Here is a 25,528-nt window from a genome sequence, read left to right as displayed (position 1 = left end):
GATTTGAGAGATGGCCAAGGTACTGGTCGTGACGTCAGGCAAGGGGGGCGTCGGCAAGACCACGACGACCGCCGCGCTGGGAGCTGCGCTCGCGCAACGCGGCGAAAAGGTCGTCGTCGTCGATTTCGACGTCGGCTTGCGCAACCTCGACCTCGTGATGGGCGCCGAACGCCGCGTCGTGTTCGACCTCATCAACGTGGTGCAGGGTGTCGCAAAGCTGCCGCAGGCGCTGATCAAGGACAAGCGGCTGGAGAACCTCTGGCTGCTGCCGGCCTCGCAAACCCGCGACAAGGACGCGCTGACCGAAGAGGGCGTGGGCAAGGTCATAGACGATCTGCGCAGCCGTTTCGACTGGGTGATCTGCGACAGCCCGGCGGGCATCGAGCGCGGCGCCTCCATGGCGATGCGCTTTGCCGACGAAGCCGTGATCGTCACCAATCCGGAAGTCTCCTCGGTGCGCGATTCAGATCGCATCATCGGCATGCTCGATTCCAAGACGGTGCGGGCCGAGAAGGGCGAGCGGGTCGAGAAGCATATCCTCATCACCCGCTATGATCCCTCGCGCGCCGCGCGCGGCGAGATGCTGACCATCGAGGACATCCTCGAAATTCTTGCAACACCCTTGCTCGGCATCATCCCGGAGAGCCAGGACGTGCTGCGCGCCTCCAATGTAGGCACGCCGGTGACGCTGTCGAACGCGGAAGGTGCTCCGGCGCGGGCCTATATCGACGCGGCGCGGCGGCTGTGCGGCGACACCGTGCCGATGCAGGTGCCGACCGAGCGCAAGGGCTTCATGGACCGCCTGCTGCGAAGGAGGGCCGCATGAGCATGGGTTTGCTTCGGCTTCTCCGCGGCAACAAGGCCTCTGCACCCGTCGCGCGCGAACGGTTGCAGATCCTGCTTGCTCATGAACGCGGACTGCGCGGCCAGCCCGATCTGCTCGGTGTGCTGCGTGAGGAAATTCTCGCGGTCGTCTCCAGGCACGTCACGCTGGACCCGACCAAGGTCATCGTCCGGCTCGATCGCGGCGACGAGGTCTCGACCCTCGAGGTCGATATCGAGGTGCCCAATGATTTCGAGCGCAGGCGCGCGGCGGCCGGGTAGGGATTTCGGCTGCGACGCTTCGAATTTGGGGTGGGTGAGAAGGCGGTCCGCTGGGCATAGCGGGCCGCCTTTTGCGCGCCGGTATGAACGCTACGGAACGAGGTCAAGGGCTCAATCGTTGTGAACAACCCGCGGCGGCGCGATGCACCGCGGTTTCCTCAAACGGGAGAACGCCCATGATGACCGAGGTCCAGGTCCACACCGTCGCGCGCCAGATGCTGGAACAGCATGGTTTTGCGGCGATCGCGAAGGCCGCCGAACAGGCCCGGGCCTGCGAGGGCCGCGGCGAGGCCGATGACGCCAAAGAGTGGCGTCACATCGCCGACGCGATGAAGATCATACGCGGTCCGCACCAGAGCTGATACTCCCGCGCGTTCAACGCTCCCCGCGGTCGGCGCCCTGCGGCGACGTACGATGCTGCGTCTGCGGCTGGGAGCGCTCGCCCGTTTCCTTGCAGGGCAGCGGCTCCCACGAGCCGTCCGGCGCCTGCTGATAGGCGCTGCACGATGACGACGAGGTCGATTTGTCCTCGCCCTTCTGGGCGTCTGAATTCTTCGCCATCACCGGCGCAGTCAGGATCGTGGCGACGGCAAACGCGACGGCGAGAAGGACATGGTTGATCCGCATGGGGCTCCCCTGTTCGAATTCGAAGAGAGCCGCATGCTGGCGAGGATTGTGACGATTATTGGCCGAAGCAAAAGTTCCGGCGCGGCGTGCTTAACGCCGCGCAACAACGCTAGCCGCCCTTGCTGCGGATCAGGCCGGCGAGGTTGGTCTTCTGGGCCTCGCACCAGCTGGGCATGCCGAGGCGGCGTTGGTTGAGGTCGGTCGCCTGGGTGGCCACCGCGACCTCGGCCATCAGATCGTCGTCCTGCTTCTCGCCCAATTTGCCGCCGGTGTGCATCCAGGCGATCGCCTTGCGGACCTTCTCGGTGGTGCCTTCGGGCAGCTGCATCTGCTCCGCCTTCTGCACCAGATCCTGGTAGACGACATCGGTGCCGGGACATTCGACCTTGGCGGCGAAGGCCTGCAAGACCAGCGTGACATAGGTCGAACGTGGATGGTCGGCCGCTTGGGCCGGCGCCGCCAGCAGCAACAGGGCCGTCATCAGAAAACCAGTGCGCATCCTTGGTACCTCCCCGGATTTTTGGGAAGGCTAGCGGCTGGCGCGCCGCTCCGCAATGGGGATAGCGTGCGGCTGCGAAGACGGCCGGCGGGCTAGCGCCGCCAGGCCGGCACCGGATCGAGCGGCGTGCGATAGACCTCTTTGTGATCGCGGTCGGTGACGCGCACAGCGCAACCCTTGCTTTGCAACTCGGGCTTCACCTGCGACAGCTCGGTGGCCAGTTGAACGGCGCGATCGGAGGCGACCTCGATGTCTTCGAGGATGATGCCGCCCTGGTTCTTGAACTCTTCACCAACCACGAGATCGAAGGAATAGTAAGGCATCCGAATTCCCCGGTGTGACGAATTGAGCTTCGGCTTTCAACACGTGACCGATGGTACCACTGAGTCGATGTTTATCGAATGAACGGCGCGCGCAATCTCTGTGCTTATGGCGCAGAAATGATGTGCAGCATTCAAGCGTGTTAAGATTTTATTAAATATGTCGGCGTGATCATGAGGCATGGAATTGCAGCAGAACCGGGCTCCGGGAACCGGCAGCCGCAAGAGAAGGCCGCCGGCATAAATCCCGACGGCCTTTTCTCTTAATCGAAAACGATCGAAGCGCCGCTTCCCGTAGTCACCCGGAGTCAACGCATCACATCGACTCGGACAGCATCGCTGGCGCGACGCTTTCGTGTCGTCGCGTGACGATGGTTCAGCGCAGCGGCATTGGCGGGCGTACGACAGGTCCGTCGTCGTCGGCAACGGCTTGCGTCGTCATGGCAGCTGGCGGTGGGACTGCGGCAGCCTGCGACGGCGGCGGCGGAGCGAGCGGCGCGGGCGAATAAGCCGGCATGTAGGTGTGCGACACCACCGGCTTGGGCTTGCGAACCGGCGGCGCAGCAGGCCGCGGCGGCAGCGCGGACATTTGCGCGCGCGGATCGACGCGCGGCTTCGCATCGGCCACGGGCTTCAGCGCGGGCGGCTTCGCCATCTCGCGCGCCATCTGCTCCTGCCCGGCCTTCAACTCGGCGATGTTGGCCTTGAGCTGCTCGATCTGTTGCGCCATCGCGGCGAGATCGCGCGTCATCGACTGCACCGATTGTGCAGGATCGGATTGTGTTGCCGTGGGCACTGCTGCCGCAACCTGGGTTGCGGGCGGGGCCGCAGATTGGTCGGCCGCTTGATCCGTTGCGGCCTGGTCCGTCGCGGCCTGGTCCGCAGGCGGCGCGGCCTGTGCGGCGGCGACCGGTGCCGTCTGCGAGGTCGAAGGCAGCAGCGACGCCAATACCGGCGTCCATTCGGCGAGCATCTGTTTTGCGGTGTCGCCATGTTTCTCCCAGGCGACAGTGGCGGCCGCGCTTCCGCCCGCAAACAGCATCGTGACGAACGCACCGCGCAGCCATTTTCCGGCCGAGGAGCGCTTCTGCCGGCTGAGACCATCACCGGGCGCGACGCGCACGGCGGTGTCGACCGAGGGCGCTGCCGCCTGCGGCTCTACGAGTGGACTGAACTTCGGCTCCGGATCCGTTCGGGACTTCAGAGTGAACGCCGGATCTATCTTGGGTTCCGGTCGGCTCTTGATCTCAGGCGCGAGCGCGGGGGCGACGCTGAGAGGCCGCGAGGCCAGCACAATGTCAGGCGAAATCTGCACGGCGTCGTGCGGGTCGTTGTTCGTGACCGTGTCCTTCACGATCTCATCGACGATTTGCCGAGAGTTCAGCGTCGCGAGCATCGCAGCTCCTTTGAAGCCCGGGTGTTTTGATGCCCGGGTGTTGAGTAGTTGAAGTGTTGGCCGTCCGCATTCGCGCGAGCAGATCCGTTGAGGTGAGCCCGTCCAATTCCCCGAGGCCCAAGCCATGACGCACGAGTCCAGCCGGGTTTGACCAAAGCAAGGCGAGGGGATGGAGACTGTGCGACGCTCTTGCGCCGTTTGTGGTGATGGAACCCGCCTCAGAAAACACGCGCAATTGTTCCGCAATGCCTTGTTTTCAGCACGATTTTGGCAGCATCTGGCGTCGCTGGGGGCGCTGCTATCGCTATCGGGGCCGGCGGTGCCAAGATCCTTATTCGTTCTATTCGTCCTTGCCATGCTGCCGTTGGGCGGCTGCATGCAGACGACGCTTTCGCCATCGACAGATGCGAGCATGACGTCGCGCGACCGGCAGTTGCTGGCGCATACGCCGTACGCGCAGGCGAACGTGCCCGAGCAATATCTTCGTCACATCGTCGATTATCCGCGCAAGGAGCAGCCGGGCACGATCCTGGTCGATACCGATGCGCGCTATCTCTATTTCGTGCTGCCCGACGGCAAGGCGATCCGCTACGGCGTCGCGGTCGGCGAGGAAGCCATGGCGTTCTCCGGGGTTGCGCGGGTCGGTCGTCTGGCGGAATGGCCGGACTGGGTTCCAACGGCGGACATCCAGGCGCGGCTCGGGCCCTATCCGGCGCGCGTCCCCGGTGGCCCCGCCAATCCCCTGGGTGCGCGGGGCATCTATCTCTATGCCGGCAACAAGGACACGCTCTACCGCATCCACGGCACCAACCAGCCGGAATATATCGGGCAGGCGATCTCGTCCGGATGCATCCGGATGCGCAACGAGGACGTGATCGATCTCTATGACCGGGTGAAGCTCAATTCGATGGTCGTGGTGTTGCCGCCCGGACAGAACGCGCAAGTCGAGGCGCGGCCCAGCTGGCGCGGGTGAGGTCGCCCTAGTTCTCGGGACGGGCAATGCGCCATTGCAGCGTTGTCGCATTGCCGTTGGCCTCGCCCGGCGCCTTGTCGGCCGGCGAGGTGTAGAGCGGACGATAGCGATATGCCCACATCTTGCTGCCGTCGTTGCGGTTGATCACGGTGAAATCGCCGATCGCCTTGGCATCGGCCGTTGCGGACAACGGGACCCAGCTCTCGACGCATTTGCCGTTGCAGTTCGACGTCTTGCCCGTGGTATCGCGCTCGTAATAGTAGAGCGTCATGCCATTGAGGTCGACAAGCGTGGGGCCCTGCTTGGTCAGGATCACCTTCGCCGGTGAGGTCGCGGGCTTCGGCGGAGGAGGGGCATCGCCGCCGCCATGGCCGTTCGCCAGCGACGGAGCGGTCGAGAGTGCGATGGCCGCCGCCGCAATGAGGAACCTGAACATCCGAAACTCCAGACCGGCAAAGTTAATCGCGCGTTAAACGCCGAATGCGGCCGAGCCTAACAGCCGAAGGTTAGTTCCTGGTTTCGCGGATCTGCGACTATTAGGGGTAGAATTACGGGGCTTTCTGTCTTGGCGCGTTTTCTTGACGCGAACCGGTATCCACTTCGCTCGAAAACGCTCTATGCCTGCACCTCGCGCAGCGGGGCGCGGCTGAGCTCGTTGCCGGCGGCGATGGCCTTGTGCAGAAGGCGCATCAGATCCTCACCTTCCTTCGCGCTGAGGCCACGCAGCATGATGCGTTGCGCGGATTCGACGGCCGGCGTGATCTTGCGCAGGGTGCGGCGGCCTTCGTCGGTGATCTCGAGCTCGCGGGCACGGCGGTCGCGGCGCGAGGCGCGGCGCTCCGCGAGGCCCTTCTGCACGAGGCGGTCGATCACGCCGGTGATGGTGGTGCGGTCGTAGGCAATCAATCCCGCGAGCGTCACCTGGTCGAGTCCCGGATTGGCCTTGATGGTTGCGAGCGCGGCGTATTGCACCGGCGTAAGGTCGAAGCCGGCATCCCCGACCTCGGCCAGAAACACCGCGACCGCGATCTGCTGGAATCGGCGCGCCAGATGTCCGGGCATGTCGTTATTGTCTTTCACCGAATTTCTCCGTTGGGGCAGGACGGCCGGGATCATTGACAAGTATACTGATAGTCAGCATACTGAGCAATATCCAAACAGAACGTTTCCGGGAGAGGTGCTCATGCAATTCCATCTCAATGGATTTCAGCCGGGCGACCCTGAAATCGCCGATCCCGCCGCGCGCATTCAGGCTTCGGGCGCAACGGGGGGCGTGCCCGAAGAGGTCGATGTCCTCATCGTCGGCTGTGGCCCTGCGGGCCTGACGCTCGCGGCCCAGCTTGCGCAGTTTGCCGACATCAAGACCTGCATCGTCGAGCAGAAGCCGGCCCGCTTGCTGGTCGGGCAGGCCGACGGCATTGCCTGCCGCACCATGGAGATGTTTCACGCCTTCGGATTCAGTGAGCGCGTCCTGAAGGAAGCCTGTTGGGTGAACGAGACGACGTTCTGGAAGCCGGACGAGCGGATGCCGGAACATATCGTGCGCAGCGGCCGGGTGCAGGACGTCGAGGACGGTTTGTCGGAATTCCCGCATGTCATCCTCAACCAGGCGCGCATCCATGACGGTTTTCTCGACGTCATGCGCAAGGCGCCGGCCAGGCTCGAGCCCCATTACAGCCGGCGCCTGCTCGACCTTCAGGTCGATCCGGCCGCGGGTCCCGCCGACCACGCCGTGACGGCGCGGCTCGAACGGGTCGATGCCGAGAACGCGGGCAAGGTGGAGACGATCAAGGCGCGCTACGTCGTCGGCTGCGACGGCGCCCGCAGCATGGTGCGCAAATCGATCGGCCGCGAGTTGCTCGGCGATTCCGCCAATCATGCCTGGGGCGTGATGGACGTGCTGGCGGTGACCGATTTTCCGGACATCCGCTTCAAGGCTCTGATCCAGTCGGCAAAGGACGGCAGCCTGCTGATCATTCCGCGCGAGGGCGGCTACATGGTCCGCCTCTATGTCGAGCTCGCCAAGCTCGACATCGGCGAGCGCGTCGCCAATCGCAACATCACCGCCGATGACGTGATCGCGAAAGCGCAGCGGATCCTGAAGCCGCATACGCTCGATGTGAAGGAGATCGCGTGGTGGTCGGTCTACGAGATCGGCCAGCGCCTGACCGATAAGTTCGACGACGTGCCGGAGACCGAGATCGCTACGCGTCTGCCGCGGATCTTCATCGCCGGCGATGCGTGCCACACCCACAGCCCGAAGGCAGGGCAGGGCATGAACGTCTCGATGCAAGACGCCTTCAATCTCGGCTGGAAGCTCGCTGCCGTCTTGCGGAAGCAGTCTGCGCCAAGCCTACTGCACTCCTATTCGGCCGAGCGCCAGGCGGTTGCGAAAGAGCTGATCGATTTCGACCGCGAATGGGCGGGGATTCTTGCGTCCGCCGCCAAGGCCGGCGGCGCCGATGCCGCCAGGACGCAGGACTATTTCGTCAGGCACGGTCGCTACACCGCGGGCACGGCGACGCATTACCGCCCGTCGGTTCTGACCGGAGCGACGTCCCACCAGCATCTCGCGCAAGGCTTCGTCATCGGCACGCGCTTTCATTCCGCGCCCGTGATCCGGCTTGCGGATGCCAAGCCGGTGCATCTCGGTCACGCAGCGTCCGCGGATGGCCGCTTCCGCATCTACGCTTTCTCCCGCGCCGAGAATCCGGCAGCAGCCGGCTCGGCCATTCGCGCCTTGTGCAATTTTCTTTCCGAGGCGCGGGAGTCGCCGGTCCGGCGTTACACGCCGGCGGCCGCCGACATCGACAGCGTGATCGACCTGCGGGCGGTCTTCCAGCAGGATCATCGCGAGCTCGCCGTGGAGGCGATGCCGGCGCTGCTGCTTCCGCGCAAGGGCCGGTACGGCCTGATCGACTACGAGAAGATGTTCTGTCCGGACCTCAAGAATGGTCAAGACGTTTTCGCCATGCGCAGTATCGACCGCAAGGCGGGCTGCATGGTCGTAGTGCGGCCGGATCAGTATGTCGCGACCGTGCTGCCGCTCGATGATTTTGCTGCGCTTGCTGCGTACTTCGACGGGTTTATGCTGCAAGTGAACTGACGGGACGGCGGCGCACACTCTCTCTGCGCGTGGTGTCGATGAACGGCGAATGAATATTGAACCGCGCGCTGCATCCGTCTCGATCTTTCGACGAATGACACCTTCGTACGCGGAACGCCCGTTCCGCTGGCGCGTTCCGTCTCGAAAGAGGAGGACTACGCCATGAAATTCCGAAGCGTGTTGTTAGCCGCATTGCTGCTTGCCCCGACGGCCACGCTGGCCGCACCGGGCATGGTCACCGTCTCGACCGGCCTGCGGGCCGGGCCGGGTCCGGGCTTTCCGCTGGTCGATCGCATCCCCGAGGGCGCCCGCGTCGACATCCATGGTTGCCTGCGCGGCAATGCCTGGTGCGACGTGAGCTTCTCGGATGACCGCGGCTGGGTGTCGTCGCAATATCTCGAATATCTCTACCGCAATCACTACGTCTATCTCCCCGACTATGTCGACGAGATCGACGTGCCGATCGTCCCCTTCGTGCTGACCTCGTACTGGTCGAGCTATTATCAGGGGCGGCCGTGGTATCGGCGGCATGCCCACTGGAATACTTACTGGACTTCACATCAGCGCGACGCGACGCGGATGACGATCGATCCGCGCGTGGCTCGGATCGGCCGCGCGGCAACGCGCGACGCGGCGGTTGCACTCGGGCGCAACGGTGCGAATACCAAGGAAAATATGAAGGGCGCGGCTGCGGTCTCCGGACGTGATGCCGCAACTTCACGGCACGACGCCGCGATGGGCAGGCACGAGACTGCGGTGACGACGGACCGGAGCCGTGCGGGACGAAGCGACCGCATCGCGCATGAGCGGACTAATCTTCAGGGCCGCAATCCGCACGATGCACAGGCCCGCATGATGCACGAGCAGGCCGCACACCGCGCGGCTATGCCTGCGCAACCGATGGCGCGCCCGCATGAGGCGCCGCGTATATCAGCGGCGCCGGCCAGCCGGCCCGCGATGCCGCATGTGGCCCAACCCAACGTCAGCCACGGCTCGCCGATGAACGCTCATGCCCAAATGCCGGCGCCGCGCGCGGCTGCGCCTGCGATGCCTCATGGCGGTGGCGGCGGCGCTCCTCACATCAACGCCGCGCCGCACGGCGGCGGTGCGCCGGCCGGCGGTCCCGGTGGCGGGCACCAGAAGCACTAGCTTTGCCAACGAAAGCCCGGCCCTCGCGCCGGGCTTTCTGCTGAGGCTCGATCGGGTTCCGTGCGCGTACAATTTAAGAAGCTTCTTCGCGGACAGATTTCATCGATCGTAATATGTCTACTCAAAGCTGTAAGCATTCCACTCGGGGCAGCGGGGCACGGGAGGATGACGACGATGAGACAGAACCAGGCGGAGACGCGCCGCCACAATGTCGCGAAGCGGTCGATGACCAGAGAAGCCAAGCAGCTGTCCGGCCTGATTGCCGGATTGCGCCAATCTCTCGAGGTGATTCACAAGGAGCGATCGAGCACCAAACTCTCCGGCGCCGAGATGGGCCTTCTCGACGAACGCCGCAACAATCTGTTGCTGACCATCGCAGCCCTCGACGACCGTCTCTCGGCGGTGCAGGGGCTGATCGATCTTGGCCGCCCCCACATCATTCGCGTCCACTGATCGGAGCGCAGACCTGATGCTATCGGCTTCGTCGCGGCGGCGACGGAACCGGGCTCAGCTGCCGGCTCTGCGTGGCATAGGGACTGGCGTAGCACTGGGCGGATTGCCCGGAGGCGGTCGCGGCGCACTGCGCGATTGTCGCAAAGCTGCAATCGATGCTGCGGCCGTCGATGGTGTAGATCTCGATGCAGACGGGATGGCGCGGATCGTAGGTCTGCGCCGCTGCGGGCGCCGAGCCAAGCAGGCCCGCACCAAACAAGCCCGCGACAAGCAGAATCGCATTCTGATGCGACGCACGATCAACCTCCATCGTTCGGCCGGAACCAGGCACAATGCTGCCGCGGATGGCACCAAATTGCCACGCTCCCGGCGAATTGCCGCCAAAGCCCGCTGCCACGACGAGAGCGGGTGCAGGGACAACGCAAGGGGATGCGCATTGGCCTACAAGATGATCGCAGAACGCGACAACGAGAAGTGCAGTTTTGCCCGCGAGAGCCGTTTGCTCATCGTGGCGAAGGCGAAGGTTTGGGCGAGCGAGGGGTGGAAGGTCGTCATCACCGACCAGGACGGCAAGGCCTACGCGCCGCCCGAATTCGATCAGCTATTGGCGGCCTGACCGCAAGACCGGGCAGGGGACGACATTGATTTCGCACTTTCGACCGGGGCGCGACCTGATCGCGCCCCTGATGACTCTTCCAACGATGAGTCTTGCAGCCGCGGCCGTCCTGACAACGACATTTGCCGCCGCACAAAATCTCGATGCCGGCAAATCGCCGCAAAAGCTCTTCGCCGATGGATGCGCGACCTGCCATCGCAGCCCGCGCGGCCTTGCCAAGGGGCGCTTCAACCTGACGCTGTCCTGGTTCCTGAAGGACCATTACGCAACCAGTTCGGACACAGCCAAGGCGCTTGCCGCTTATCTGGAATCGGTCGACACGGTGCCGCCGCGAGCTGCGGCCAAGCCTGGCGCGAAGCGCTCCGGGCCGCGTACTCCCAAGCCGTCGCAAAGCCAGTAGGCGTGAGTCGGCCGCTGGCAGGGCGTCGCGAAGCAAGACCTTGCCGGTGACACCGTGCTTGCCGGCATCAATGCACCGTGGTCGCCGAGAACAGGTTGATGACCACCACTCCGGACACGATCAGCGCGATGCCGACGAAGGCCGCAGCGTCGAGCATCTGGCGAAACAGCACGAAGGAGACCGTTGCAGTCAGAATGATGCCGACCCCGCCCCAGATCGCATAGGCGATGCTCAGGGGGATGACCCGGATCGCGACCGACAGCGCGTAGAACGAGGCGACATAGAACAGCACCATCGCCAGTGTCGGCCACAGCCGCGTGAACTGCATGGATTGCTGGAGGAAGGCGGACGCCGTGACCTCGAGGACGATAGCGAAGGCAAGCGCTGCGTAGGCATTGAAGGCGGAAGTCATCACGGGCTCGGGCGTATTGTGCAAAGAAAGATACCGCGCGGTACGGGGAATATGACGTTTGCCCGGGTCCAGCTATCACGTGTCAGTGACGAGCCTGCGACACGGCGGAGCGCAGCACGAAACTGCCGCGCGATGGTTCGCGCGGCGGCTCATTGGTGGTGGCGTTAGTTGATCCGCACGGAGAGTTCGACATCCTCGGCAAAGGCCGTGGACATGTAGCCGCTTCCGGGCCTGCGCATGCGCGCCAGATAGTCGGGGCTGTCGTCGGCGTTGTCGGCGACGATGATCGCGCCCGGCCGGAGATGGCCTTCGACCAGATCCAGGATATCGGGGTAGAGCGCCTTGGCGCCGTCGAGCAGCACGAGATCGATCGTATCAGGCAGATCGACTCGAAGCATATTCAGCGCGTCGCCTTCGCGGATTTCGACGAGATCCAGCAACCCGCCGGCCGTGAGGTTCTCGCGCGCCCGGGCCGCCTTGGACGGTTCGAATTCGCTGGTGATGAGGCGACCGCCGCCATTGTCGCGCAAGCCCGCGGCAAGGTGCAGGGTCGAGATGCCGAACGAGGTGCCGAACTCGACGATCGCCTTGGCGCGGGAGCTGCGTGCGAGCATGTAAAGCAGGTGACCGGTCTCGCGGGAGACTGCGAGCGGTGCGTCCTTCAGCCGCCCGTAGAGGTCGCGGTAAGCGGTCTTGCTCCGCATCATCCGTGCGCGGTCGGCGTCGGTCACATCGGCGAAGGCGGCTCGCATCGCGCCGCGCGCCGCTTCGTCCTGGTCGAACAGACGATCGAGCAGTGGCGCAAGTGATGTGATGGTCGGAATGGTCATGTGTAGTCTCCAGATGTCGCCGCGAGGCGAGTGCTTGCGTGAGAATTGAAATACGACTAATTCGTCGCATTCGCTATTCGCATTGCCCGAGGGCGCCATGGCCGATCGCCGAAGCCGTTCAGTTTCCTCACGAAAACAGCCGCAGCAGGCCCGCTCGAACGAGCTGGTGGCGGCCATCCTGGACGCCGCTGTTCAGGTCCTGGCCAAGCAGGGGGCGCAGCGCTTCACGACGGCGCGGGTGGCCGAGCGGGCCGGGGTGAGCGTCGGGTCGCTCTATCAATATTTTCCGAACAAGGCGGCGATCCTGTTCCGCCTCCAGAGCGACGAGTGGCGGCGCACGAGCGAGCTCCTGCGCTGCATCCTGGCCGACGGAGCGAAACCGCCACTGGTGCGGCTGCGCGCGCTGGTCCACGCCTTCATTCGTTCCGAGTGCGAGGAGGCTGCGATCCGCACGGCGCTCAGCGACGCCGCGCCGCTCTATCGCGATGCGCCCGAAGCACACGACGCGCGGGCCGCCGGTAAAGGCATCGTCGCGGCCTTCATGCGGGAGGCCCTGCCCAAGGCGCCGGATGCGACGCGGGAGCTTGCCGGCGAGCTGATCAAGACGACGCTGAGCGAGGTCGGCAAGCAGTTCTCGGAGACACCGCGCAACGAGGCGGAGATTGCGCGTCATGCCGACGCAATGGCCGACATGTTCTGCGCCTATATCGATGAGCTCGCGCGGCGGCGAGATCATTCCTGACATCTGCGTTTGCGGGCCAATATCGCTTCTGACTTGACCGGATCATGAGTTAGCCTCGATTTGTCCTCCAGCCAGTCAACGAGCGCCCCGCCATGCATGTCCTCCGCCCCCAATTCCGCATCGAGGAGCAGCAAGCGCTGGAATTCGCAACCCAGCGCGGCTTCGGCATGATCGTCGCGGCGGATGAGCGCGGTCCGCGCGCCTCGCATGTGCCCTTCGTGCTGGAGCAACACGAGGGGCGTGCGATCGTCCAGATCCATCTCACCGCCAGGAATCCGCTCGTTCCGCTCGCGGACGGCGCGCGGCGCTTTCTGCTGATCGTTGCCGGCGACGACGCCTACATCTCCAATGACTGGTATTCTTCGCGCGACAACGTCTCGACCTGGCTGTACGAGGCCGTGCACCTGTCGGGCGTGGCGCATCTGCGCGGGCTCGACGAGAACCGCGGGCACGGCGATGCGCTACTCGCGGTCGCCGAAGCGCGACTGCCGAAGGCGCCCTGGGACCTGGCGCAGATGGAGCCGGACAAGCGCGAGACCATGTTGGCTACCATTCGCGTCATCGATCTCGTGGTGGATACCGTCGAGGGGCAGGCCAAGCTCAACCAGCACAAGAGCGATGCGGATCACGTCGCGGTCGCCGGCCGGCTGGCGCGATCGGAGGAGAGCGGGCATCGGCGGCTGGCGCGGAAGATGCAAGCGCTGCGGCCCGGGCTTGGGTATGGTCTTTCGTGATCCGGGCGACCCTTGTCTCGCGCGGCATTTGACCCTACGGACTTTCATGCTTGTCATCTCCATTCAAAGCCAGGTGGTCCACGGCCACGTCGGCAACAGCGCCGCCGCCTATGCCATGCAGGCGGAAGGCGTGAATGTCGCCGCGGTGCCGACCACGCTGCTGTCGAACCATCCGCGCTATCCGACCCTCCGCGGGCGGGTGCTGGAGACCGAGCTCGTTGCAGATCTGCTGAGAGGCGTCGAGGAGCGCGATCTCGTCGACGAGGCCGCGGTCCTCGTCACCGGCTATCTCGGTTCGCCCGGCAATGCCGCCGTCATTGCCGATTTCGTCGAGCGGGCGCTGACCCGCAATTCAAAACTGGTCTATCTCTGCGATCCCGTGATCGGCGATGACGGCCGGGTCTATGTCGCCGACGGCATCCTGGACGTGGTCCGGCACCGGCTGCTGCCGGCCGCCGATCTGACCACGCCGAACCAGTTCGAGCTCGGGCTGCTCGCAGGCCTCGACATCGCGGATGCGCAGGGTCTGCGCGCGGCGTGCGCGGCGCTGGCCGGGACCGGCCACATCGACGTGGTCGCCACCGGTTGCACGCTCAGTGATACGGCGGAAGGGCAGGTGGAAACGATTCTGTGCGCCGACGGTCAGTTGTCGCGCTTTGCGACGCCGCGCCTGCCGATCCGCCCCTCAGGCACCGGCGATCTTCTCACGGGCCTGATCGCGGCGCATCTGGCCAAGGACACGGCAACCGAGGCGGCTGTGCGGCTCGCGGTCGAAACCATCTTTGCCGTGTTGGTGCGCACGCAGGAGGCAGGCACCGCCGAGATGCGGCTCGTGCCGCTGCCGACGCCGGGACGGTAAGCTCTGATACTCAGGTCGCGCGCTTCGCGGCCGATTGCGCTGATTTCTGCGGCTTCGCGGGGACCTTCTGCTCGCGCGTCGCCTGTGCCTTCGCCTTTGGCAGCTTTGCGCTTGCCACGGCCCGCGCTTTCCTCGGCTTGACGTTGGCTTCCTTGCGGTCCGACGTGCCTCGGCGCGAGACGTATTCCGTACCGTCAACCGGGCCGACATGCGGGGGATCGCGGCCGAGATAGGGTCGGCCGATACCGAGCGCCTTGCCATTGGCATCAACCCACTTCCACAGCACCTCGGTCGAGACCCAGCGCTGCGCGCGGTTGTCGCCCTTGGTGCTGACGATGTCGGCGGCCATGCCGTGGCCGTAGCCGCCGCGCGTGCTGCCGCCGTGATAGGAACGGTCGGAGGCAGCCTTCAGGCCGCTCGCGATCGACTGGCGATAGTCGTCGCGGAACGCGCTGGTGATGCCCGGCGAAAGTCCGGCAGCCTCAGCCGCGAGCAACGTGCGAAACAGCTTTTTCTTGAAACTCTTGTCCATGCCGCCGATGACGTAGTCCATCATCGACATGCCGGCGCGGTCGGCCGCTTTCGGATCCTTCCAGCCAAAGTCCTCGTCGACCAGTTTCGTGAAGCTGCGCATCACGGTCACCATCTTGCCCTTGCGCTTGACGGTGACGGCGCGGCGATCCTCGACCTTGACCGAGTCTTCCTTGGGCGTGCGCTGGTAGAGCGCCCAGAGATAACCGTCGATGCAGGCGTCCATGACGTAGCATTCGTCAAGGACCGCGGTCGTGTCCGCGGACGGCGAGGCCTTGCTCGCCGCGGGCACGGGGCCGGTCGCGATCGTCGCGGGCGACAGCGCGTCCGTCGTCACGATCTCGGTGGGATCGGCGGATGCGAGCTTTATCACGGGCTCCGGCGCCACCTCGCTGGCGACTGGTGCCGGGTCAGGCGCAATCTGCGGCGTGAGCGGCGCTTCGGTCGGCAAGATCAGCACCGGGTCGGCCGAGGCGAGCTTGATGGCTGGAGCTGGCGCCTCGGGCGCTGCCGCTTCAGCATTGACCAACCCTGGTGTCGCAGCGACAGCGGCCGCGATATCGGCGGTCAGGGCGACGCCGTCCTCGATGGAAGCAGCGTGCGGGATGTCGGCGAGGTCGAGCCGGCTGAGATCTTTCGCGCGCGAGACGGCGGAAGCATTCGCGCCGCTGTTCTCGAGGAGTGCAGGGGCATAGGCGGACAAAGAGAGTGCCAGCCAGCCGGCGAGAACCGCCGAGGGGCAGGAGACCGCCACCAGAAGAGACCGCCGATCATTCATGATCCCTGCCTCCAAACGGTTCTGTCGAACCTCGTCTTCTCCGAACAGTCTTGACCAATCTTGGGCAAACAGTCTTGCACGAAAAGGCACGCCGCGCGTCGATTGTTCGGAGGACGGTGTGGCGGCGCAATGGCGCAATTCGGCGAAAGCGGGCTTTTCGAGCAGGTGTTGCGCGGCGGCAACGCGGGTTCCATTGCGGTTCCACGGGCGCTTGCTCGCGGGCGGTGTGCAAAATTCGATAAAGGCGAATATTTGGCACGGGCCGCCGTAACCGTGTTTCGCCGACACATTGCGCAACCTTGTCACGGCCGGCGCGTTAGGCGCGCATGACGCACTCCTCGCTTCGTCCCATGGACGGCTTCGACCCCACCGAGCCCGCCATCCTGCACGACCAGCTCTCCGATACGATCATCACCTGGACCGCTGAGCAGGCCGACGATTTCAGGCGCGCCAGCCGGCCGGGCCAGGACGGAACCGTAATCTGGAAGGCCTACGTCTTCGATGGCTGGGGCCACGTGCTCGGCGGCTGACCGCCACTCATAAAAGCGTCATGTCGCAGCCGGCGGTGATTCGACCAAAGCCTTGTGCGCATTAAACATATTGCCATGCACCCGGCGCGTTGTTGCAATGCAGCAGTGCATGTCGCAATGCAGCAAAATGGGCTTAGATGTGCTCCGAACGTTTCATTCAGGAGCATCACCCATGAACAAGAAGACTCTGTCGATCGCCGCCGCCATCCTGACGATCGCGGGCAGCACCGCGGCTTTCGCTGCCGAGCTGCCGACTTATGAGGCCAACGGCTTTCCGGTCTCCCCAATGCAGGTGCGCGTGCTCGGTGCCGCGCATGTCGAGCAGCAGGCCTCGGCGCCCACTACTGTCGCTTCGGTCCACCAGACCCGCGTTCTGTCCCCGCGCAAGGTGAAAACGGCTGACGTCACGACGGGCAGCGCCCGCTGATCTGGGGACGCCACAAGCCAACGTCAAGCCAACGTGCTGCAGGCTCGTTTTCTCCGAGCCTGCCTGGACCGCGTTCCCTTCGGGAGCGCGGTCTTTTTTTTGGCGCAGCGAGTCATGATCACGTGCGGTTGTGTACGGCCGTTCAAAGCGAGTGTGATCTCTTTAATAGTTGCTTTGCAGATCGCGGCGCTTGATGCGGGCGCCGCTTATTGAGCAGCCAAGAATCATTTTCATAATGGAGTAGTCATGCCCGTTGCACAGAAAGCCGTTGTTGCAAGCGTCTCGCCGCGCGCGTTCATTCTCAAGCATCTCGCCTTGTTCGCAGCCGCCGCGCTGTTCGTGTTCGTGCTCAGCCTGACCTATGGGCTCGATCTCAGCCCGGGATTTTTCTGAGCGAAAGGCGCGCTGGCGTTTCTCGCTTGCGTGCCAGCCTTGCAGGCACATGGGTTGAGCCATGGCCTCTGTCGGCGTACCGCTTTGTCCCATGGATCAGCGGACGAGCGGCGCCGACGCTCTCACCCAAAAGAACGATGCGGCGTCGGCGCTTGTCGGCGTGCTCTGCGGCCTCGCCGCGGCGCTGTTCTGGGCGCTCGGCTTTGCCGGCACGCGGCACGGGCTCAAGGTCGGCTTCACGCCGGTCGATTTGCTGGTGCAACGCTATGTCTGGTCCGGCATCGCGTTCCTGCCGCTGGTGATACGCGGCGGGATCTCCGATCTCTGCGGCATCGGCTGGGGCAGGGGCCTTGCGCTGATGGTGCTCGGCGGCCCCGTGATGTCGCTGATCTCCTACACTGGTTTTCTGTTCGTGCCGCTCGGCCATGGCAGCGTGATCCAGCCCTCCTGCGCGACGCTCGGGGGCCTGCTGCTCGCAGCCCTCTTCCTGAAAGAGCATGTCTCCGCGTCGCGCATCGCCGGCGCTGTCGTCATCGTCGGCGGGCTCGGCGTGATCGGCGCGGAATCGATCGGCCATATCGGCGTCGATGGCGTGCTCGGCGATCTCACCTTCGTGCTGACCGGACTGATGTTCGCAGGTTTCGGCGCGCTGCTGCGCCACTGGCGGGTCTCCGCCGTGTCGGCTGCGCTCGTCATCAACGTGCTTTCGCTGCTGCTGCTGCCGATCTACCTCATGACCGGCGGCCTCGCACGGATCGCGGCGATAGGTATCGGTGAGAACGCCATCCAGGCGCTGGCGCAGGGCGTGCTGGCGGGCCCGGCCGCGCTTTATCTGTTCGCCGTCTCGGTGCAACGCCTCGGCGTCGCCCGCGCTGCCGTCGTCCCGGCCTGCGTGCCGGCGCTGACGGTGCTCACCGGCTGGCTCCTGCTCGGCGAGCCGCCGACACTATTGCAGACGGCGGGATTGGTGACGGTGCTGTGCGGATTCTATCTGGCGCAGAGGCAGCGATAGACCGCGGCCCCTAAACGGCGCTTACCATTCGATGGTGGTGAACTTGACGCCGCGGCCGGTCAGCTCCCGCCCGAGCCGCTCGGCGCGCTCGCTGGCGGATTTGCCGAGCAACCGATACCTGCCTCCGAGCGCCTTGTCGGCGACAACCTGATGCCGGATGTTTTCGTACAATCGTAAGACGGCCTGATCGCTCAGATTGTCGAACATGTCATCGGTCGGGTTTGGTTTGGTCGCGTCGCTTGTTGGCGGTCCTCGCAGAGCGGCCTCCCAAAATTGTCGTGCGGATGCTGAGTGATCGGTACCGGTCCGGCGCAGCAGCGTATGTCCACTTTTGAACAGGACATGCGGCTGGCGGGATCGTAGGGCGGGTTATTTTCGCGTAGCGGCCGCTGAAGCGGACGATGGCGTCGCGGGCTCCCATGGCGCAGGCAGAACGACGCGAATGGGGCGCGCCTCGCTTGCGGGGCCGCTCGTGCCGGCGGCAGCCGAGGACGGCTGTTCGTGCAGATCGCTGGCTGCGGCAACCGCGATCGAAGCCAAAACGAGACTCGCCGAGATCGCGACGATCCGCAAATCAAAAACCATTTTCCGCCATCCTCTGTTGACACAGAGAACGGCCGAACTCGCGAAAAGTTCAGGCCGACGCACCTCTTCTTCGCCCCGATGCGTCGTTGGCGGTCGCCTGGCGTTCGCGGCGGTTACGCCTTCCTCACGAACTCCGATTTCAAATTCATCGCGCCGATGCCGTCGATCTTGCAGGCGATGTTGTGGCCGTCGGTCGCGTCCTGCAGGCGGATGTTGCGGACCTTGGTGCCGCCCTTGACGACGGAGGAGGAGCCCTTGACCTTGAGATCCTTCATCACGATGACGCTGTCGCCATCAGTGAGCGCATTGCCGTTGGCATCGCGCACGCCGGCCTCCTGAGTGGCGTCCGCGGCGGCCTCCGCCGTGCCGCTCCATTCATGGCCGCATTCCGGGCAGACCCAGAGGCCGCGATCCTGATAGGCGTGCTCGGATTTGCAGGTCGGACATTTCATCGCGTCGGTCATTGTTGCCTCGTCGCCCGTCACGGGCGCGCCGCACGCTTTCCGCCGGAAAAAGATGGATTGGGAGCAAATCCTTTACCATGGCTTTCAGTCCTGGCGGAACCCTTGGAAACTTAGGAGTTCAGGAAAAACTCTGCGGTATCGAGGTCCGGAATTTGTAGCTGCGTCGGTTCGACGTCGCGGCGGAAGGGAGTGTTCTGGTCATGAGCGAGCATCGCGCCGCAGTCAGACATCACACGCTGCGTACCGGCATTGTCGAATTCGACAACGGCACCGGCAAGATCATCAGCGCGCCCTGCACGATCCGCGATGTCTCGGGCAGCGGCGCGCGCCTCGGCCTCAACGCCTCGCTCTGGGTCGCCGAGCGGTTCACGCTGGTCTTCAGCAGCGGACTGCGCAAGGACTGCCGTGTCGCCTGGCGCAAAGGCAGGCTGATCGGCAGCGCGTTCGCGGACGGCTATGCGAGCGCGGACGAGCAGGCCGTGATGATGACCGCGGACGAGCAGTCCCGCCACCGGCTCGGGATCGGTGCTCGCCTCAAGGCTGCGCGCGAAAAGCGCGGCTACACGCAAGGCCAGCTCGCCGAGCTCATCGGCGCCACGCCGGTCTTCGTGGTGCTGGCTGAGCAGGGCGAGGCGGACATTCCGCTGTACCAGCTGATGCACATCGCCGATCTCCTGATGATCGGCCTCGACGGGCTCGTCGCAGGGCCGGCGCCTGAGGATGTCGACGCGGCGTAGTTGACACCCCGTCAAAACAAAAATGTCGAAAACAACCCCATGCACAGTAGAAATCCCGAGGGATTTCAGTGTGTTGGAAATCCGAAGAATCGGTGGTGTTGCGCCGTAGCCCGGGTGAGCGAAGCGATACCCGGGAAGGCCGCCAGCAAAGGTCCCGGATGTCGCTTCGCTCATCCGGGCTACGGGCCTATGCGCGCCGCCTCGACTTCGGCGATACCGAATCGAGTTTGACTCGTCGGGCAAAACAGGGGCAGTATGGCATGATGGCGCCGCAGGAAGCTGGTGGCTCGCCAGCTGCGGAGCGACATGCCGAAAAAAGCAAAACCAAAAAGAAAACTGAAGACCTACCAGACCTCGCTCGGCTTCTACGACCAGGCGATCGCCGCGCCCTCGATGAAGGCGGCGCTGGATGCCTGGGGCGCCAGGTCCAATCTGTTTCATCAGGGCGCCGCGAAGGAGACCGACGATCCCGACATCGTCGCGGCGACGATGGAGAAGCCGGGCGTGGTGCTCAGGCGGCCGGTCGGATCGGACGGGGCGTTCACCGAGCATTCCGAGTTGCCGACCGATCTCGCTGACGACGAGGCCGGGCCGAAGCGCAAGGCCAAGTCCAAAGCCAAGTCCACGCCGAAAAAGCGTCCCGCAAAGGCAGCAAGGCAACCAGCCCGCAAGATCGACGATCAACAGGCGCGCAAGGCCGCCGCGGCGTTCGAGAAGGAAGAGAAGCGGCGGGAAGCCGAGCGCCGCAAGGAGGAGGCCGCCCGCGCCAAGGAGCGCGCGCGCCGCGAGAAGGCCGTCGCGAGTGCGCAGGCCGCATTGGACGAGGCGAGGCGGGAGCACGAATCGCGGGCGGAGGCGATCGAAGCGGAGCGCGCTGCGCTCGACCAACGCGCGGAGGCGGAGGCGACGCGCTGGGACAAGCAGAGGATGAAATTGACCGAGGCTGTGCGTCGCGCGCGGGAGTAAATGCCCGGCCATGCGTGCCGCGTCGCCGTCTCCGTCGGCAAGATCGCGGTTCCATGCCTATATAGACTGCAGTCCCATATAGGTCTGCAATGCCTGAAAATCCCTCGAATTCCAAAATCCCGATGATCGTGCGCCCGCGCCGCGCGGCGCCGGTCCTGGTGTGCCGCAAATGCCTCAAGCGTAGCGACGAGGGCCGCGACGTCAGGCGTGCGCTGAAATCCGAACTGAAGGCGAACAAGCGCAACGGCACCAAGCCGGCCAAGCTGATCGTGACCGGATGCTTCGGCCTCTGCCCGAAACAATCAATCGTGATCGCGAGCGGCGCCAGTCTGGCGCGGCAGGAGTATGTGCTGGTTGCGGACCGCGATCAGGTGCCGCGAGCGCTCGCGTTGTTGGACGGCAACCCCGTCGCGTGACAATCGGTCTGCGTTGCGCGGAAGACTCTGGACAAATTCGCTTGCCTTGCTTGGCGTCCTTTTGCACTCTGGCGGCAAGGAGACCAACGCATGAAGATCATGACTGTCGCGTGTGCGCTCGGAACCACCCTGGTGCTGTGCAATCTCGGGATATCGGATGCCGAAGCCCGGACGCGGAAGGCCCGCGTGGTGGATGAACAACGGCTGAGGGTGGATGTCCCGGTGCTCAGGCCGACGCCGTGGGATTACAATATCGTTCCGCGCTATCGTTATCGCCCCGAAGACGACCGGGTCGATCCCTACGGCCCGCCTTTGGTGTCGTCGTATGTCCGCTATGAGGGCTGGCGCTGGCCGTACTGGTGGTGATGCCGTAGCCCGGATGGAGCGCAAGCGTAATCCGGGGCCGGACCATCCGCATCGCGTGACCGCCCGCATGGCACGAATCCCGGATGTCGCTTCGCTCATCCGGGCTACGCTCCTTTGCTAACCGCCATCCTCCGCAGCAAGCCGCAGAAACTGCCGCTTCATCGCGTTGACCCTGGCGACGTAGCTCGCGACGAGGTGATCGCCGCAGCGCTCGTCGGCGATCATCTGGAACTTGCGGCGCGCGTAGGCCGTGGCGGGACCGGCGCCGCAGAGATGGATGAAGGCGGCGAGATCCTGCCTCTCGCGCGCGCTCGCCTTCACATCGCCCGCGCGGGCGAGAACATCGGCGACATTGCGGTCGAGATACACCGATGCCAGCTCGATGGCGTGGCTCGGGATCGCGCGGACATAGAGGAAGGGCGAACCGCAGCCGGCTTCCGTGACCGCGTTGCCGCGAACACAGAACCGCGCGGCGTCGGCGTAGGCCGCGTCCAGCATCTGGAAGAGGCCGACGGCGCTGGAGGCGGGCCGGTAGATCGCGAGCGGATTAAAACTCCATCGCCAGCGCCAGTAGGTGCGCGCCAGCGGATTGCCAGATGTCTCGACCTGCGCCAGCGCGGCCAGCAATTCGGGCGCGATCGTCGCGGTGGAATGCTTGCGGAACAGTGGCCCGTATTGCCGCCAGGTCTCCGATGGCTCCTTGTCGAGCGCGTGGCCGACCAGGACGAACAGCTCGGTCGGCTTCGCATGGTTTGATAGGCGATGTTCACGAGCACGACGACCGCAAGCAGCATCGCCACGCCGCCCGCGATCCGAACCATCCGCGGTGCGCGCGCGAAAGTCTTTCGCACCCAACGCGCGCGTCGCCTGAGCTTGCGAAGGCGAGAGAGGAGGGGCTTGCTTCGTCCTGGCATCGGTCTCTGCGAGTGCATTGCGGAGGCTTTGCACCTGGTTAACGCTGTCATGAGGCCTTGAAATCCGGCTTCTTTTCCCTCTGGTCGCCTCGTTTCAAGTCGCCGCTCCGTACTCCCACGGCAGCTCGCATCCTTGATGGAAATAACCCGAGGTTGTACTGTGCGCCGCAACAGGGTTAATTTTGTGTGAATGGATCGACTGGAATGACCGTAATCGAAAGCGTGGTGTCGGCGGAAGCTGCGGAGCGGAAAATGCCGCCAGGCGTGCTGGTCGAAGGGCCGGTGGTCGAGGCCAAGTTTCGCGATTCCTACATCTCCTTCGTCATCATGATCGGTGGGTCGATCGCGGCGCTGGTCTGGGCCTTCTGGCAAGGCATCGGCTGGCTGGAGGTTTCGGTCTTCGCCGGGACGTTCGCGTTGTCCACGGTCGGCATCGGCTTCATGCATCGCTACTTCGTGCACCGCAGCTTCCGCTGCGGTCCGGTGATGCGGACGCTGTTCGCGGCCATCGCCACCATGGCGGTGCAGGGCTCGATCCTGAAATGGGTGAGCAATCATCGCCGACATCATCTGCACTCCGACAAGCCCGGCGACGTCCACAGCCCTTATTACGACGGCGATGGCAACCCCTATGTCACCTTCGCCAAGGGGATGATGCATGCGCAAGGCGGCTGGGTGTGGGACCAGGCCACCACCGATGCCGGATACTACGCCAAGGATATTCTGGCCGACCCGATCGCGATGTTCTTCACCAGGACGCGCTGGTACTGGTACGCGCTCTCGGCGGTGATCATTCCGGGCGCGATCGGCTACGCGTTCGGCGGCGTGCACACGATGACCGGCTGCATCCTGTTCTCCGGCCTGTTCCGCAGCTACCTCATGACCATGGCGACGTCGCTGGTCAACTCGGTCTGCCACAGCGACGGGCGCTACGGCTACCGCCGCTTCGATCTCGACGACGGCACCACTAACGAGTTCATGACCACGATCCTCACCTTCGGTGAAGGCCTGCACAACAACCATCACCGGTTTCCGCGCGACGCCTACATCTCGCACGCCTGGTACGAGATCGACATCAACGGCCTGATCATTCTCGGGCTCGGGAAACTCGGCCTCGTGCACGACATTTTCGCGGCCGGAAGCCGGGCTGTTCGCTCCGGAGATTCAGAAGACGGAAAGCGTCCAGTCGCCGATACGGAAGCGATGGTCTGATGCGCGCCTGTAGCCCGGATGGAGCGTAGCGCAATCCGGGAATCCTGCCGCGAGCACCGTCCCGGATTTCGCTGCGCTCCATCCGGGCTACGGTCCTTAACCGCCGCAAGCCGCAGAAACTGCTGCTTCCGTGAAATCCAAACATGAGTTGTGTTCGGACGGAACTCTGGCCCAATGGGGCCGTTAAGTCCGGGATCCCCGAGCGTAGCGAGATCGAACCTCCGATCCTCGCCTGAACAAGACTGCAGTCGCCTTGTGAGAGCGGCTCGGCGCGAAGCGTCCTCCGTGCGTATCAACCGGAAACCTTCATGAACAGCCCCGATGTTCGCAATGCCATTCAGATCGACCGCGGCTCCAGCCTGGCGATCTGCAATGAAATAGGCGACCGCCTGCGGATCAAGCTTCGGGGCGAGCACGACCCATTGCCGCAACATCTGACGGCCCTGGTCGACCGGATTGCGCAGATCAGCAGCCATTCGAACCAGGCGACGCTCGTGATGACCTCCAGATCGGATCCAGCATGCTAGATTTTTCGAATGCATCTTTTACGCCTGAAACCATCGGCATCATGAAAACTGCGCTGGACACGGCGGTTGCGTCACTGCCGGCCCCGGTCAGCTCTGCGCATGTCAAGTCGATCGCGGAAACAATCCTTCGCACGGCGAAGGAGGGCGAGCGAGACCCCGCTGTGCTGGAGCGCATGGCGTTGATGGAGCTCCAGATCTCGCCGCGTGATTGACGCCGGCAGGCCAGCTTGCGTGCCGGCGCAGAATTGCTCGCGTGGCCTGCGGGCTCACCAATCCGGATCGCCGTAGTAGGGATCGAGCATATAGGGTGGGGGCATCCAGGGCCCTCGCGACGGCCGGGGCCGCCGAGGTGCGGCGGCTTGCACGTGCGGCCGCGCAGGCGCAGCGGTATCGTTGTTGATCGCGCTCCGCGGGACGGGTTTAGCGGATGCAGGTGCGGATGACGATGCGGACGGCGTCGTCAGCTCCTTTTGCAGCGCCTGGACCTGTGCAGCGAGGCGCGCATTGGCCGCCGCATCTTTCTCCTGCGTCGCCTTGAGCTGTTGAATGGTGTCGGCCTGCTCGCGCAGCGTCTGCTCGTTGCGGCTTTTCAGTTGCTCGAGCTTTCCGTTGATGTTCGCGAGCTCGCTGGTGATGGACTTGAGCGATTGCGCGAGATCGGACGACGGCGAGTCAGGGGCTGTGGCGCCCGTTGTTGATGCGTTGGGTCTTGAAGCGTCAAACCCTGCATTGCTCTCCGTATCCTTGCCGGTCGGCGGCGCGGGCATCGTGCCGGGCTCATCCGCGGCAGCGAGCTGCACGACCGGCGGTTGCGCCGGACTTTCAACCGCGGCTGCTTGCGGAGGCGGACTGGCGGCCGGCGGAGCCCATCGCGCCATGATCGACCTGCTCATAGACCTGGCCTCGTCGCGATATTGCGAAGCGAAGGCCGCACCGAGAATGCCGATCGCCAGCACGAGGCCGACCAGAGCGCGCAGCATGGGCCGGTCTCCCTTGAGGCCTTGATTTCGAACCCTGCTATCCGGCGCCGGCGCCGCGGCCTTGGGGGTCTTGTCCTCGGGAATCTTGTCCTTGGGAGCCTGGACAGTCTCCGCACCGGCGCTTGCTCGCGAGACCCGCGGGCCTTCGTTGCCGCGTTCCATTCCGGAAACCAGCCGGTCCAGCCGCGCCAGGTCTTGCTCCGCGCTCTTGATCCGGTCGTAGGCCCGCGCCAGCCCGCCGTCGGCGCGCTCTGCGTCCGGCTTGGGGGCGTCAGGCTTGGGCGCGTCTGGCTTGTGGTCGTCAGGTTTGGGGTCGTTCGTCTCGGGCACCGATGCGCTCTCGATTCCGTCGGGCGTCAATGGGAGTGCGGCAGTCCGATCGGAACGATAAGACTCGCCGCCGTCCAACACAACGCGCGTGCGAAGGAGAAATTATGGCGAGGCCTCGGGGTGGGGCGGTCGCGGGGTCT

General features: G+C 64.6%; 37 protein-coding genes and 1 pseudogene. 23 read left to right on the top strand and 15 right to left on the bottom strand.

All coding sequences use genetic code 11. The features are described from left to right. The first annotated feature begins 10 nt into the window (after positions 1–10). The 3 genes from minD (at position 11) to AC0L20_RS00845 (ending at position 1,466) form a co-directional block, all read left to right on the top strand. A complete protein-coding gene (gene minD / locus AC0L20_RS00855; RefSeq protein WP_007591740.1) occupies positions 11–826 on the top strand; it encodes a septum site-determining protein MinD in 816 nt (271 codons plus the stop codon). Further along, positions 823–1,104, top strand: a complete 282-nt coding sequence (gene minE / locus AC0L20_RS00850; protein WP_007609560.1) for a cell division topological specificity factor MinE — start codon at positions 823–825, stop codon at positions 1,102–1,104. The genes minD and minE overlap by 4 nt, the downstream gene beginning before the upstream one ends. Positions 1,105–1,280: 176 nt before the next feature. Beyond that, the gene (locus AC0L20_RS00845; RefSeq protein ID WP_007609561.1) at positions 1,281–1,466 is read left to right on the top strand and encodes a hypothetical protein; all 186 of its coding nucleotides are present in this window, start codon (positions 1,281–1,283) and stop codon (positions 1,464–1,466) included. A gap of 13 nt (positions 1,467–1,479) precedes the next feature. Here AC0L20_RS00845 and AC0L20_RS00840 read toward each other — a convergent pair whose 3' ends face one another. The 4 genes from AC0L20_RS00840 to AC0L20_RS00825 form a co-directional block, all read right to left on the bottom strand. Further along, positions 1,480–1,731 carry a hypothetical protein gene (locus tag AC0L20_RS00840; RefSeq protein ID WP_456764572.1) on the bottom strand — a complete coding sequence of 84 codons (252 nt, stop codon included), beginning with the start codon at positions 1,729–1,731 and terminating at the stop codon, positions 1,480–1,482. 109 nt (positions 1,732–1,840) lie between these two features. Beyond that, positions 1,841–2,230, bottom strand: a complete 390-nt coding sequence (locus tag AC0L20_RS00835; RefSeq protein WP_027517634.1) for a hypothetical protein — start codon at positions 2,228–2,230, stop codon at positions 1,841–1,843. Between the two features lie 92 nt (positions 2,231–2,322). Next, positions 2,323–2,553, bottom strand: coding sequence for a DUF6894 family protein (locus AC0L20_RS00830; RefSeq protein WP_007591727.1), 231 nt, complete (start codon positions 2,551–2,553; stop codon positions 2,323–2,325). 373 nt (positions 2,554–2,926) lie between these two features. Further along, positions 2,927–3,946 carry a hypothetical protein gene (locus AC0L20_RS00825; RefSeq protein ID WP_473287057.1) on the bottom strand — a complete coding sequence of 340 codons (1,020 nt, stop codon included), beginning with the start codon at positions 3,944–3,946 and terminating at the stop codon, positions 2,927–2,929. Positions 3,947–4,301: 355 nt separating this feature from the next. On the opposite strand from AC0L20_RS00825, the gene AC0L20_RS00820 reads away from it, so the two are divergent. Continuing rightward, on the top strand, positions 4,302–4,919 hold the full coding sequence (locus AC0L20_RS00820; protein ID WP_456769638.1) for a L,D-transpeptidase: 618 nt from the start codon (positions 4,302–4,304) through the stop codon (positions 4,917–4,919). A gap of 7 nt (positions 4,920–4,926) precedes the next feature. On the opposite strand, the gene AC0L20_RS00815 is transcribed toward AC0L20_RS00820, so the two are convergent. Continuing rightward, on the bottom strand, positions 4,927–5,355 hold the full coding sequence (locus AC0L20_RS00815; protein ID WP_473287055.1) for a COG4315 family predicted lipoprotein: 429 nt from the start codon (positions 5,353–5,355) through the stop codon (positions 4,927–4,929). A gap of 179 nt (positions 5,356–5,534) precedes the next feature. Then, on the bottom strand, positions 5,535–5,999 hold the full coding sequence (locus AC0L20_RS00810) for a MarR family winged helix-turn-helix transcriptional regulator (protein WP_063992621.1): 465 nt from the start codon (positions 5,997–5,999) through the stop codon (positions 5,535–5,537). Between the two features lie 103 nt (positions 6,000–6,102). Here AC0L20_RS00810 and AC0L20_RS00805 point away from each other — a divergent pair, with 103 nt between their 5' ends. From AC0L20_RS00805 to AC0L20_RS00795, 3 genes are all read left to right on the top strand, one after another. After that, positions 6,103–8,025: an FAD-binding monooxygenase gene (locus AC0L20_RS00805; protein ID WP_473287052.1), complete on the top strand. Its 1,923-nt coding sequence runs from the start codon at positions 6,103–6,105 to the stop codon at positions 8,023–8,025. Positions 8,026–8,187: 162 nt separating this feature from the next. After that, positions 8,188–9,174 (top strand): SH3 domain-containing protein, encoded by a 987-nt coding sequence (locus AC0L20_RS00800; RefSeq protein ID WP_473287050.1) that lies wholly within the window; start codon positions 8,188–8,190, stop codon positions 9,172–9,174. 174 nt (positions 9,175–9,348) lie between these two features. Continuing rightward, positions 9,349–9,627, top strand: coding sequence for a hypothetical protein (locus AC0L20_RS00795; protein ID WP_456764566.1), 279 nt, complete (start codon positions 9,349–9,351; stop codon positions 9,625–9,627). A 19-nt stretch (positions 9,628–9,646) separates the two neighbouring features. On the opposite strand, the gene AC0L20_RS00790 is transcribed toward AC0L20_RS00795, so the two are convergent. After that, complete coding sequence (locus tag AC0L20_RS00790; RefSeq protein ID WP_473287048.1) at positions 9,647–9,937, bottom strand: DUF3551 domain-containing protein; 291 nt, start codon at positions 9,935–9,937, stop codon at positions 9,647–9,649. A 126-nt stretch (positions 9,938–10,063) separates the two neighbouring features. On the opposite strand from AC0L20_RS00790, the gene AC0L20_RS00785 reads away from it, so the two are divergent. Both AC0L20_RS00785 and AC0L20_RS00780 read left to right on the top strand, forming a co-directional pair. After that, positions 10,064–10,243: a hypothetical protein gene (locus AC0L20_RS00785; RefSeq protein WP_027517643.1), complete on the top strand. Its 180-nt coding sequence runs from the start codon at positions 10,064–10,066 to the stop codon at positions 10,241–10,243. 85 nt (positions 10,244–10,328) lie between these two features. Further along, entirely contained in the window at positions 10,329–10,643 is a 315-nt protein-coding gene (locus AC0L20_RS00780; protein WP_473287046.1) for a hypothetical protein, read from the top strand. A 67-nt stretch (positions 10,644–10,710) separates the two neighbouring features. On the opposite strand, the gene AC0L20_RS00775 is transcribed toward AC0L20_RS00780, so the two are convergent. Beyond that, positions 10,711–11,055, bottom strand: coding sequence for a DMT family transporter (locus tag AC0L20_RS00775; protein ID WP_473287044.1), 345 nt, complete (start codon positions 11,053–11,055; stop codon positions 10,711–10,713). A 164-nt stretch (positions 11,056–11,219) separates the two neighbouring features. Further along, positions 11,220–11,885, bottom strand: a complete 666-nt coding sequence (locus tag AC0L20_RS00770) for an O-methyltransferase (RefSeq protein WP_473287042.1) — start codon at positions 11,883–11,885, stop codon at positions 11,220–11,222. 97 nt (positions 11,886–11,982) lie between these two features. Between AC0L20_RS00770 and AC0L20_RS00765 the strand changes: the two genes are divergently transcribed. The 3 genes from AC0L20_RS00765 (at position 11,983) to pdxY (ending at position 14,220) form a co-directional block, all read left to right on the top strand. After that, complete coding sequence (locus AC0L20_RS00765; RefSeq protein ID WP_473287455.1) at positions 11,983–12,627, top strand: TetR/AcrR family transcriptional regulator; 645 nt, start codon at positions 11,983–11,985, stop codon at positions 12,625–12,627. Positions 12,628–12,719: 92 nt separating this feature from the next. Then, entirely contained in the window at positions 12,720–13,361 is a 642-nt protein-coding gene (locus AC0L20_RS00760; RefSeq protein WP_473287040.1) for an FMN-binding negative transcriptional regulator, read from the top strand. A gap of 46 nt (positions 13,362–13,407) precedes the next feature. After that, complete coding sequence (pdxY, locus tag AC0L20_RS00755) at positions 13,408–14,220, top strand: pyridoxal kinase (RefSeq protein ID WP_473287038.1); 813 nt, start codon at positions 13,408–13,410, stop codon at positions 14,218–14,220. A 10-nt stretch (positions 14,221–14,230) separates the two neighbouring features. Here the strand turns inward: pdxY and AC0L20_RS00750 are convergent, their stop codons facing one another. Continuing rightward, a complete protein-coding gene (locus tag AC0L20_RS00750) occupies positions 14,231–15,529 on the bottom strand; it encodes a M15 family metallopeptidase domain-containing protein (RefSeq protein ID WP_473287036.1) in 1,299 nt (432 codons plus the stop codon). Between the two features lie 326 nt (positions 15,530–15,855). Here AC0L20_RS00750 and AC0L20_RS00745 point away from each other — a divergent pair, with 326 nt between their 5' ends. From AC0L20_RS00745 to AC0L20_RS00730, 4 genes are all read left to right on the top strand, one after another. After that, entirely contained in the window at positions 15,856–16,059 is a 204-nt protein-coding gene (locus AC0L20_RS00745; protein ID WP_456764559.1) for a hypothetical protein, read from the top strand. 172 nt (positions 16,060–16,231) lie between these two features. After that, positions 16,232–16,486, top strand: a complete 255-nt coding sequence (locus AC0L20_RS00740; protein ID WP_211396075.1) for a hypothetical protein — start codon at positions 16,232–16,234, stop codon at positions 16,484–16,486. Between the two features lie 246 nt (positions 16,487–16,732). Continuing rightward, positions 16,733–16,879, top strand: a complete 147-nt coding sequence (locus tag AC0L20_RS00735) for a hypothetical protein (protein WP_018454523.1) — start codon at positions 16,733–16,735, stop codon at positions 16,877–16,879. A gap of 91 nt (positions 16,880–16,970) precedes the next feature. After that, the gene (locus AC0L20_RS00730) at positions 16,971–17,891 is read left to right on the top strand and encodes a DMT family transporter (protein WP_473287033.1); all 921 of its coding nucleotides are present in this window, start codon (positions 16,971–16,973) and stop codon (positions 17,889–17,891) included. 21 nt (positions 17,892–17,912) lie between these two features. Here the strand turns inward: AC0L20_RS00730 and AC0L20_RS00725 are convergent, their stop codons facing one another. The 3 genes from AC0L20_RS00725 to AC0L20_RS00715 all read right to left on the bottom strand — a co-directional run bounded on the left by AC0L20_RS00725 (position 17,913) and on the right by AC0L20_RS00715 (position 18,940). Next, complete coding sequence (locus AC0L20_RS00725) at positions 17,913–18,098, bottom strand: hypothetical protein (RefSeq protein WP_035962695.1); 186 nt, start codon at positions 18,096–18,098, stop codon at positions 17,913–17,915. A 162-nt stretch (positions 18,099–18,260) separates the two neighbouring features. After that, entirely contained in the window at positions 18,261–18,476 is a 216-nt protein-coding gene (locus AC0L20_RS00720) for a hypothetical protein (RefSeq protein WP_473287031.1), read from the bottom strand. A 113-nt stretch (positions 18,477–18,589) separates the two neighbouring features. Then, the gene (locus AC0L20_RS00715; RefSeq protein ID WP_473287029.1) at positions 18,590–18,940 is read right to left on the bottom strand and encodes a zinc ribbon domain-containing protein YjdM; all 351 of its coding nucleotides are present in this window, start codon (positions 18,938–18,940) and stop codon (positions 18,590–18,592) included. A gap of 200 nt (positions 18,941–19,140) precedes the next feature. Here AC0L20_RS00715 and AC0L20_RS00710 point away from each other — a divergent pair, with 200 nt between their 5' ends. The 4 genes from AC0L20_RS00710 to AC0L20_RS00695 all read left to right on the top strand — a co-directional run bounded on the left by AC0L20_RS00710 (position 19,141) and on the right by AC0L20_RS00695 (position 21,425). Next, positions 19,141–19,677: a helix-turn-helix domain-containing protein gene (locus tag AC0L20_RS00710; protein ID WP_473287027.1), complete on the top strand. Its 537-nt coding sequence runs from the start codon at positions 19,141–19,143 to the stop codon at positions 19,675–19,677. Between the two features lie 306 nt (positions 19,678–19,983). After that, complete coding sequence (locus tag AC0L20_RS00705; RefSeq protein ID WP_473287025.1) at positions 19,984–20,643, top strand: cell envelope biogenesis protein TolA; 660 nt, start codon at positions 19,984–19,986, stop codon at positions 20,641–20,643. A gap of 89 nt (positions 20,644–20,732) precedes the next feature. Further along, positions 20,733–21,059: a hypothetical protein gene (locus tag AC0L20_RS00700; protein ID WP_473287023.1), complete on the top strand. Its 327-nt coding sequence runs from the start codon at positions 20,733–20,735 to the stop codon at positions 21,057–21,059. Between the two features lie 90 nt (positions 21,060–21,149). Beyond that, positions 21,150–21,425 carry a hypothetical protein gene (locus AC0L20_RS00695; RefSeq protein WP_247325252.1) on the top strand — a complete coding sequence of 92 codons (276 nt, stop codon included), beginning with the start codon at positions 21,150–21,152 and terminating at the stop codon, positions 21,423–21,425. A gap of 117 nt (positions 21,426–21,542) precedes the next feature. On the opposite strand, the pseudogene AC0L20_RS00690 reads toward AC0L20_RS00695, so the two are convergent. Further along, positions 21,543–22,339: pseudogene (locus AC0L20_RS00690) on the bottom strand (lytic transglycosylase domain-containing protein). Positions 22,340–22,543: 204 nt separating this feature from the next. Between AC0L20_RS00690 and AC0L20_RS00685 the strand changes: the two are divergent. From AC0L20_RS00685 to AC0L20_RS00675, 3 genes are all read left to right on the top strand, one after another. Beyond that, positions 22,544–23,551 (top strand): acyl-CoA desaturase, encoded by a 1,008-nt coding sequence (locus AC0L20_RS00685; RefSeq protein ID WP_473287021.1) that lies wholly within the window; start codon positions 22,544–22,546, stop codon positions 23,549–23,551. Between the two features lie 308 nt (positions 23,552–23,859). Continuing rightward, positions 23,860–24,078, top strand: a complete 219-nt coding sequence (locus AC0L20_RS00680; RefSeq protein WP_456764551.1) for a hypothetical protein — start codon at positions 23,860–23,862, stop codon at positions 24,076–24,078. After that, entirely contained in the window at positions 24,072–24,290 is a 219-nt protein-coding gene (locus AC0L20_RS00675; protein WP_027517660.1) for a hypothetical protein, read from the top strand. The genes AC0L20_RS00680 and AC0L20_RS00675 overlap by 7 nt, the downstream gene beginning before the upstream one ends. A 54-nt stretch (positions 24,291–24,344) precedes the next feature. Here AC0L20_RS00675 and AC0L20_RS00670 read toward each other — a convergent pair whose 3' ends face one another. After that, on the bottom strand, positions 24,345–25,388 hold the full coding sequence (locus AC0L20_RS00670) for a hypothetical protein (protein ID WP_473287019.1): 1,044 nt from the start codon (positions 25,386–25,388) through the stop codon (positions 24,345–24,347). Positions 25,389–25,528: the final 140 nt, after the last annotated feature.

This window comes from Bradyrhizobium sp. Kon58, from assembly GCF_055807455.1.
This window is presented reverse-complemented; position numbering and strand designations above follow the sequence as displayed.